This window comes from Shewanella sp. SM32, assembly GCF_025654235.1.
Taxonomy (GTDB): domain Bacteria; phylum Pseudomonadota; class Gammaproteobacteria; order Enterobacterales; family Shewanellaceae; genus Shewanella; species Shewanella oncorhynchi.
Genome location: NZ_JAKKRO010000023.1, coordinates 60858 through 67877 on the forward strand (window position 1 = coordinate 60858; position 7020 = coordinate 67877).

Consider the following 7020-nt stretch of genomic DNA (forward strand, 5'->3'; position numbering starts at 1 on the left):
AAAGAAGATGACACCGGATCAACAGTTTGCCCGTTTAGTAAAATTTGCCATGTTTGGCTTTGTGATGGTTTTTGGCTATTTCATGCTGGCCGACACTATGATGCCATTGACGCCTCAAGCAATGGCGACCCGTGTAGTGACTAAAGTGACACCGCAGATCAGCGGTAAAATCCAGACCATAGCCGTGACCAATAACCAAACGGTTGCCAAGGGCGATTTGTTGTTTCAAGTCGATCCAGCGCCTTATGAGTTAGCGGTATCGCAAGCTAAATTGGCCTTAGAGCAAGCCCGTCAAGATAATGCTGAGTTAGATGCCTCGCTACTGGCCGCTAAGGCCGAGGTCAATGCCAATAAAACCACCTCACAACAAAAACGCAGCGAGGCTAAACGTCTCGATGCCTTGTATGCCACCCATGGCGTATCGCAGCAGCAAAAGGAGCTAGCCGATAGCGATGCCGCAGCTGCTGAAGCCAATTTGCTTGCCGCCAATGCGCGTTTAGAAAAACTCAAAGTGAGTCGCGGCAGTTATGGCGAAGAGAATCTTAAAGTGCGTCAGGCGCAAAACCATTTAGCCCAAGCCGAGCTTAATCTGTCTTACACCCAAATACGTGCCGATCAAGATGGGATAGTGACTAACCTGCAGTTAGAAGTCGGTAGTTTTGCGACCGTGGGGCAACCTCTGTTAGCCGTGGTATCGGATAAAGTGGATATTATTGCCGATTTTCGCGAGAAGAGCCTGCGTGGCGTGAATGCTTCTTCGACCGCTTTGATCGCGTTCGATGGCGAACCTGGGCGTTTATATTGGGCGACGGTGAGCAGTGTCGATGCGGGCGTGAGTGCTGGGCAATTCGATGCCAATGGCCGTTTAGCCGCGCCGCAGGAATCGGACCGTTGGGTACGTGATGCCCAAAGATTGAGATTACATCTAGTGTTAGATGGTATGGCAATGAACAGCTTACCTGCGGGTGCGCGCGCGACCGTGCAACTGCTGCCCGAGAATAGCCTGTTTAGCTTGCTCGCTAAGGTGCAGATTAAAGCAATCAGCTTGCTGCACTATATTTACTAGCCTATTTACTAGAATGTTTACTAGCGTATTTACCAGCATATTTATCGGCATATCCATTAGTACTTATCTGTGTTGACGAGCACAAGTGACTCGCGGTGGTTTGTATTTGCCACGAGTCGCTTGAGTGAACGCTTCAAAGCAACATAAGTGTGAACGCAGCATAAGCCAGCTAAACATCCTCATTTAATGTATCGATAGAACAAGGCGACGAGCATGTTACTACGCCATAGCCCATTGACGGCCAACGATTTACGCCAGTGTTTACGGATTGCGACTGGCGCGACCTTAGGTTTTACCCTGTGTAAAATTTTTGGTTGGAGCAATGGAGTCTTCTTCACTGTGACACCTATGTTACTACTCGGATTAGTGCCAGTGATGAATGGCCATGCTATGCGCCAATTATTAGCTTCATCTGCCATGGCTGGGTTAGAGGTTGGGTTACTCGGCGGTTTCTTTGGCAGCCATCCCGGTATGATGACTCCCATCGTTTTCCTATTATTTTTATACCGCTTTGCGGCCATGTCCCGCGGCAGTTTGTTTCTCTTTGGTGCCAACGGTGTGCTGAGTCTCAGTATCATGCTGCACTTTGCCAGCTATCCCGGTGTTGACTTAAACGACTTAGTTTTCAGTAACTTTTGGGCGACCGCACTGTCAGTTGTTATCGCCTACGCTATGACGGTACTCTGGCCCGATGTTGAACCAAGAGCAGCTTACAAACCTGGGCCTAAGGCGCCGCATCGAATGCGCCACGAAGCCTTGCTCGGCGCGACCATAGCGACGGCATCGTTTCTGGTGTTCCAAATATTTGATCTGCGGGATTCGATGTCGGCTCAAGCGACCACTCTTTTGCTATTGTTTCCCATGCATTGGAATGGCGCACTCGACTATGCCCGTAAGCGCGCCATAGGCACTTTGTTGGGTGTGTCGTTTGGGATACTCGTGCAGTTGCTGCTCTATGATTGGTCAGGGCTATTGATGTTAGTTGTCCCCTTGTTGTGGATTGGACTGATGATTTTTAGCCAAGCCCATGTGCGCGAGGCGAATGGCTCAGGTGTCGGTTTTGGTGCTATGACCACGTTAGGGATTTTGTTTGGACAGTATTTGACCCCAGGTAACGACTTAATCTTCAGTGCCTTATACCGAGTGAGCAGTATTTTAATCGCTATCGTTGGCACGTTACTTTTATGCTATTTGATACATAAGTTATTGAATCGTTTCGAATCGACGCGATTTGGTTATTGAGCAGGCCACTAAGTATTGAAGGCTTGCAGCTTAACCTTGTACAGAGTAAGGTAAATTTATCCCGTTTGAATTGAACAATAAGTGACTCTTAATGAATGTTAAGGCTCATTTATTGGCTGTTTTAAAAATGAGCGGCTGATTTTAAAATGGGTTTAGTGTGTGAGCACAAACATAAATAACAATAACCCCTATGCTTTAGAGCTTAATTCTCTTCAAGGATAGAACATGAAGATTAAAACATTAGTCATAGGCTTAACGCTATGTAGCGGCTATGCCGCTGCCGCCGAGCCTTCTGACAAACAATCGATGAACGTTATCCCACAAGCTGCACAGTTATGTGTGTCTTGCCATGGGGCAGGGGGCGAGGGTATTGAACCACTCGGCCCTCGATTAGCGGGATTATCTAAAGAATATATCTCGACACAATTGCAACATTTCCAAGCGGGCGTTCGCCAAAACGCGACCATGATGCCGATGGCAATGACACTCCAAGGTGACGGTATTGAGCAAGTGTCGAGCTATTTTTCTGCAAAGCCTGCCAATGACGTCAAGCCTGTTATCCGCGGTGAACAAGTTGTTTTTAATGACGATACTGCTCGTTTAGCCTATCAAGGTGATTGGTCCCGTGGTTTACCAGCCTGCGTGACCTGCCATGGTCCTTCTGCATTAGGTGGCGGCTTATTTCCTCGCTTAGCAGGTCAACAGGCGAGTTATATCAAAACGCAATTATTGGCATGGCAGTCGGGAACACGTAAAGGTGACGTCGATGGCATGATGGGGAGCGTCGCGAATAAGCTCACCGTCGCCGAGATTGATGCGTTAGCCAACTATTTTGCGAATTTAAAATAAGGAGCCGGCCATGAAATATTCCGCAATGTTATTACTGGCCGCGATGGGGTCGTTAACCGTTCAGGCGCAAGCTGAAACAGAGCCAGTACAAGAACGCCCAGATAAGCAAGCTCCGCTGCCTTCTTTCCCTAAGGTCGCAGATCAAACCTATCTTACCCCTAGACCTTTGAGTGCGATTCCCGAAGGCGCCTTTGGTGACAAAGTGCGTTTAGGTTATCAACTGTTTGTGAATACCCAACAGCTGCGTGATAAGTATGTGGGTAATGAGCTTAACTGTACCAATTGCCATATGGATGCAGGCCGTAAAGCCAATGCATCACCCCTTTGGGGCGCGTATTTTGCTTATCCGGCGTATCGTAAAAAAGACAATAAAGTTAGTAGCTTTGAAGAACGCATCCAAGGCTGTTTTAACTATTCGATGAATGGTAAAGCCCCAGCATCAGGTAGCCCTGAGTTAGTGGCGCTTTCTGCTTACGCTTATTGGTTAGGCATGGGCGGCTTGATGGATGAGGCTAATATCAGTGGCCCTGTTCCTGAGATCAGTGATGCTGAGTTAGTTAAAGGTGCTAAGCGGGATGACTTCCCACTACCAGAGGCATTAGCTAAGGCGATGACAGTTGAGCAACGTGCTAACTTGCCGGGTCGAGCTTATCCTGAGATCCCAAAACCCGAACAAGCCTATTCACCTGAACGAGGTAAAGCCGTGTATGTCGCCCATTGCCAAACTTGTCATGGTGTTGATGGGCAAGGTCAAGCCATTGCGGGTGTGTATGCACTGCCGCCGCTGTGGGGACCCCAAAGTTATAACTGGGGAGCGGGAATGCACAGGGTCAACACTGCCGCATTTTTCATTTATGAAAATATGCCCTTTGGTAAGAGTATGCAGTTGACGAACCAACAGGCTTGGGATGTTGCCGCTTACATCAACTCCCACGAGCGTCCGCAGGACCCACGTAGCAAAGGTGATGTGAAGCAAGCGCAGGAGAAATATCATAATGACAGCGATTACTATGGTGTCGAGGTCGATGGCAAAGTGCTAGGCACTGAGGCCTATCCGATTTTTCCTAAGAAGTCATAGTTGAGCCGCTGAGATTAAGTGCTCGTGTGATGTTATAAAGCGAGTGAATAAGTTAGACAGAAAAGCCAGCAAGCATTTAGCTTTGCTGGCTTTTTTATTGGTCAATTGTACTGAGTGCTCTGTGATTTCAGGGTATTAGTACTTAGTGGTTTAGCCCGCTAGTATCGGCTTGTCATGGTATTCGCTCACCGACACGCAGCCAGTCCATCCTTGGATGCTCGACCGCCCCGTCCATGGGGCGGACGGTCGTCTCGCAAATCACCATGACTCACCTTTCGAGCATTAGTGTCATCTGTTGATCTAAAGTACACAGAGAATTTAGCCATGGGTGGCTCATTAAACTATCTTGAGTGGGCAAAATATATCGGGGTGGGTTAACACTCCCTGTGTTTCATCATAAACTGATTTGCAAGTGTTTTACCAGGTTAAGCAAAGGTTTGTTACACCTTGCTGTATTTCTTTATTGATAGAAAATATCAACTGATTTGGAAAGTATTGAACTCTAATTTTTGGTGGATAACTATCTTTTCAGTTATCGTATGTAGCACGTCAAATTTATTAACAAGAGTTGACCTTGAATCCATTCAACCTACCAAGAGAAAGTTTTAACGCTAGACGAGATATACTGCTCTCTAGTTTGGAAAGTGTTATTACAGAGACTTCTAACTATATCTATAATGATTATCCAAACCTCGAAAAGCTTGAGCAAGCTGAGTCATTTTGTACGCATGAGTTAATGGAAGCTCCTACGGCAAGAGTCGATCACTTAGAAAAAGTAAGCATTTTCCCGTGGGTTGAAGCGGTACATGAGTTGGATAGTTGTTTGACGGTGATCTTTCAGGGCAACTACAAAAATGCTTTTGATTCTTTAAGGAGAGCTTTAGAACTCGTAGTAGCGGGCAGTTTTTTTGTCTTGGATAGTACTGAGTCAGAAAAGGCAAAAAAGTGGATGCATTCGGTTTCAGATAACGGTACACCAAATTTTAAGCGTGCGTTAAGTGCACTAAAAAAGGCAACTCCGCAGTATGACCAAGATAATGACGAGTCATGGGCAGACGTTTTATTAGAGCATTATTGGGATATCTGTAATGTCATTCATGTTAACGGCTTGGAAAATAGCTTCAACATCATATCTCCAAGGTTTCGGCATATAAATGGAATGGGCGTCCCGCAATTTGATAAGAAAGCATGTAGCCAGAGTCTTTCTTACTACCTGAAAACAGTTGAATTAATAGCCCTTACGGTTGCATTAAGCAATCCTGTACTTTTAGTAGGTTTTGACATGGAGCGTAAATTTGGCATTAATCCACCAATGTCGGGGTTTTATAGTCCAGTCCAAGCTGAAAATTTAGCCTGCTTGATACCAGATAATTTTCAGAAGCTTATAGCTAGAATAAAAGAAACAGATACAAATATCAGTTCAATACAGCATTGGTATGACTCTCTGCCTGATATCACTGAAGAAGAATTAAACGCTCAATTTGAAAGACAGGATGAATTCTTTAAAGGATTCAAAAAGTCATAAAATTAACGTGATTTCAACTCGCCTTCCGTATTCACCGTGTGCGCATCTGTGAACCCTACTGCTATAACGCAGGAATGCGGTTCACTGAGCCAAATAAATATATCCAAATATCATTTAAGTTAGATAACTTGATGAGCACAAACTATTGAACAACAAAACAGGACACCCAATTTTAAAAAAATGGAAAGGACACAAATCTCTGGGATTTACAGGCAACACCAAAACTACAGAAGTTCACCATTGTAGTGGTCAAGTAAAATTGGCCACGGTTTTAGAGTCATTCCAATATAAACGTTCTGACTCATTTGGCGTTAACCCACCATTATATTGATGGGGTCTTGTCTCACTGTAATATCCAGTGATGTAATTTGTGATCTCTTTATCTGCTTCTGTAAAATTCCCATAACCACTTGCGGGTATCCACTCAGATTTCAAACTTCTAAAGAAACGCTCCATTGGTGCGTTATCCCAACAATTCCCGCGACGACTCATACTTTGCTCAATCTGAAGACGCCATATTAATTGTCTGAATTTCAAGCTCGTGTAATGTGAACCTTGATCGCTGTGATATATCACATTCTCAGGCTTATCCCTTAACTCAAACGCCATTTTCAAAGCTTTACAGGTCAGCTCACTATCTGGTGATAATGACAAAGCCCATCCAACAGGTTTGCGGGAAAATAAGTCTAAAACAACGGCTAGATAGGCCCAGCGATTACCGACCCAAACATACGTCACGTCGCCACACCACACTTGATCTGGTTGAGTTACTGCAAACTGTCGATTAAGCGTATTGGGGATTGCAACATGCTCTTGTGTCGCTTTCCGATAAGAATGCTTAGGCTGCTGACAGCTTAATAACCCAAGCTTTTTCATTAAATTACGGGCTCGATAACGACTGAGACCAATCCCTTTGTTAGTCACTAATTGCGCTATCGTTCGCGCACCGGCAGAGCCATGACTAATACGATGTGCGGCCTTCACTTCACTGCATAAAATAGTCAAGTCTGTATCAATATGTTCTTTTCTTTTTAGCCAATACTTATAGCTACTTCGATGCACTTTGAATGCATTACAAATTGTGAGAATAGAGTGGCTCTGCTTGAGTGCGCTGATTAGCGTAAATTGTTCATCGAGTCTGACATCAAGAGAGCGGTAGCCTTTTTTAGGATAAGATTGTGCTCCTCAAGACGAGCTATTTGCTTCTTCAGCTCACGGATTTCAATTTGTTCAGGGGTAATCGGAGATGCTTTTGGTGTG

At 45.2% G+C, this 7020-nt stretch carries 5 protein-coding genes and 1 pseudogene; 5 read left to right on the forward strand and 1 reads right to left on the reverse strand.

The window, feature by feature from the left end; genetic code table 11:
* The first annotated feature begins 7 nt into the window (after positions 1-7).
* The 5 genes from L5M10_RS11475 (at position 8) to L5M10_RS11495 (ending at position 5760) form a co-directional block, all read left to right on the forward strand.
* Positions 8-1066, forward strand: coding sequence for an HlyD family secretion protein (locus L5M10_RS11475; RefSeq protein ID WP_131524366.1), 1059 nt, complete (start codon positions 8-10; stop codon positions 1064-1066).
* Between the two features lie 213 nt (positions 1067-1279).
* On the forward strand, positions 1280-2308 hold the full coding sequence (locus tag L5M10_RS11480) for a DUF2955 domain-containing protein (protein WP_263255285.1): 1029 nt from the start codon (positions 1280-1282) through the stop codon (positions 2306-2308).
* A gap of 225 nt (positions 2309-2533) precedes the next feature.
* Positions 2534-3157 (forward strand): c-type cytochrome, encoded by a 624-nt coding sequence (locus L5M10_RS11485; RefSeq protein ID WP_219234516.1) that lies wholly within the window; start codon positions 2534-2536, stop codon positions 3155-3157.
* A gap of 10 nt (positions 3158-3167) precedes the next feature.
* On the forward strand, positions 3168-4235 hold the full coding sequence (locus tag L5M10_RS11490; RefSeq protein WP_263255286.1) for a c-type cytochrome: 1068 nt from the start codon (positions 3168-3170) through the stop codon (positions 4233-4235).
* A gap of 574 nt (positions 4236-4809) precedes the next feature.
* Positions 4810-5760, forward strand: coding sequence for a hypothetical protein (locus L5M10_RS11495; protein WP_263255287.1), 951 nt, complete (start codon positions 4810-4812; stop codon positions 5758-5760).
* Positions 5761-6009: 249 nt separating this feature from the next.
* On the opposite strand, the pseudogene L5M10_RS11500 reads toward L5M10_RS11495, so the two are convergent.
* Positions 6010-7020: pseudogene (locus tag L5M10_RS11500) on the reverse strand (IS3-like element ISSba5 family transposase); the annotation flags it as partial.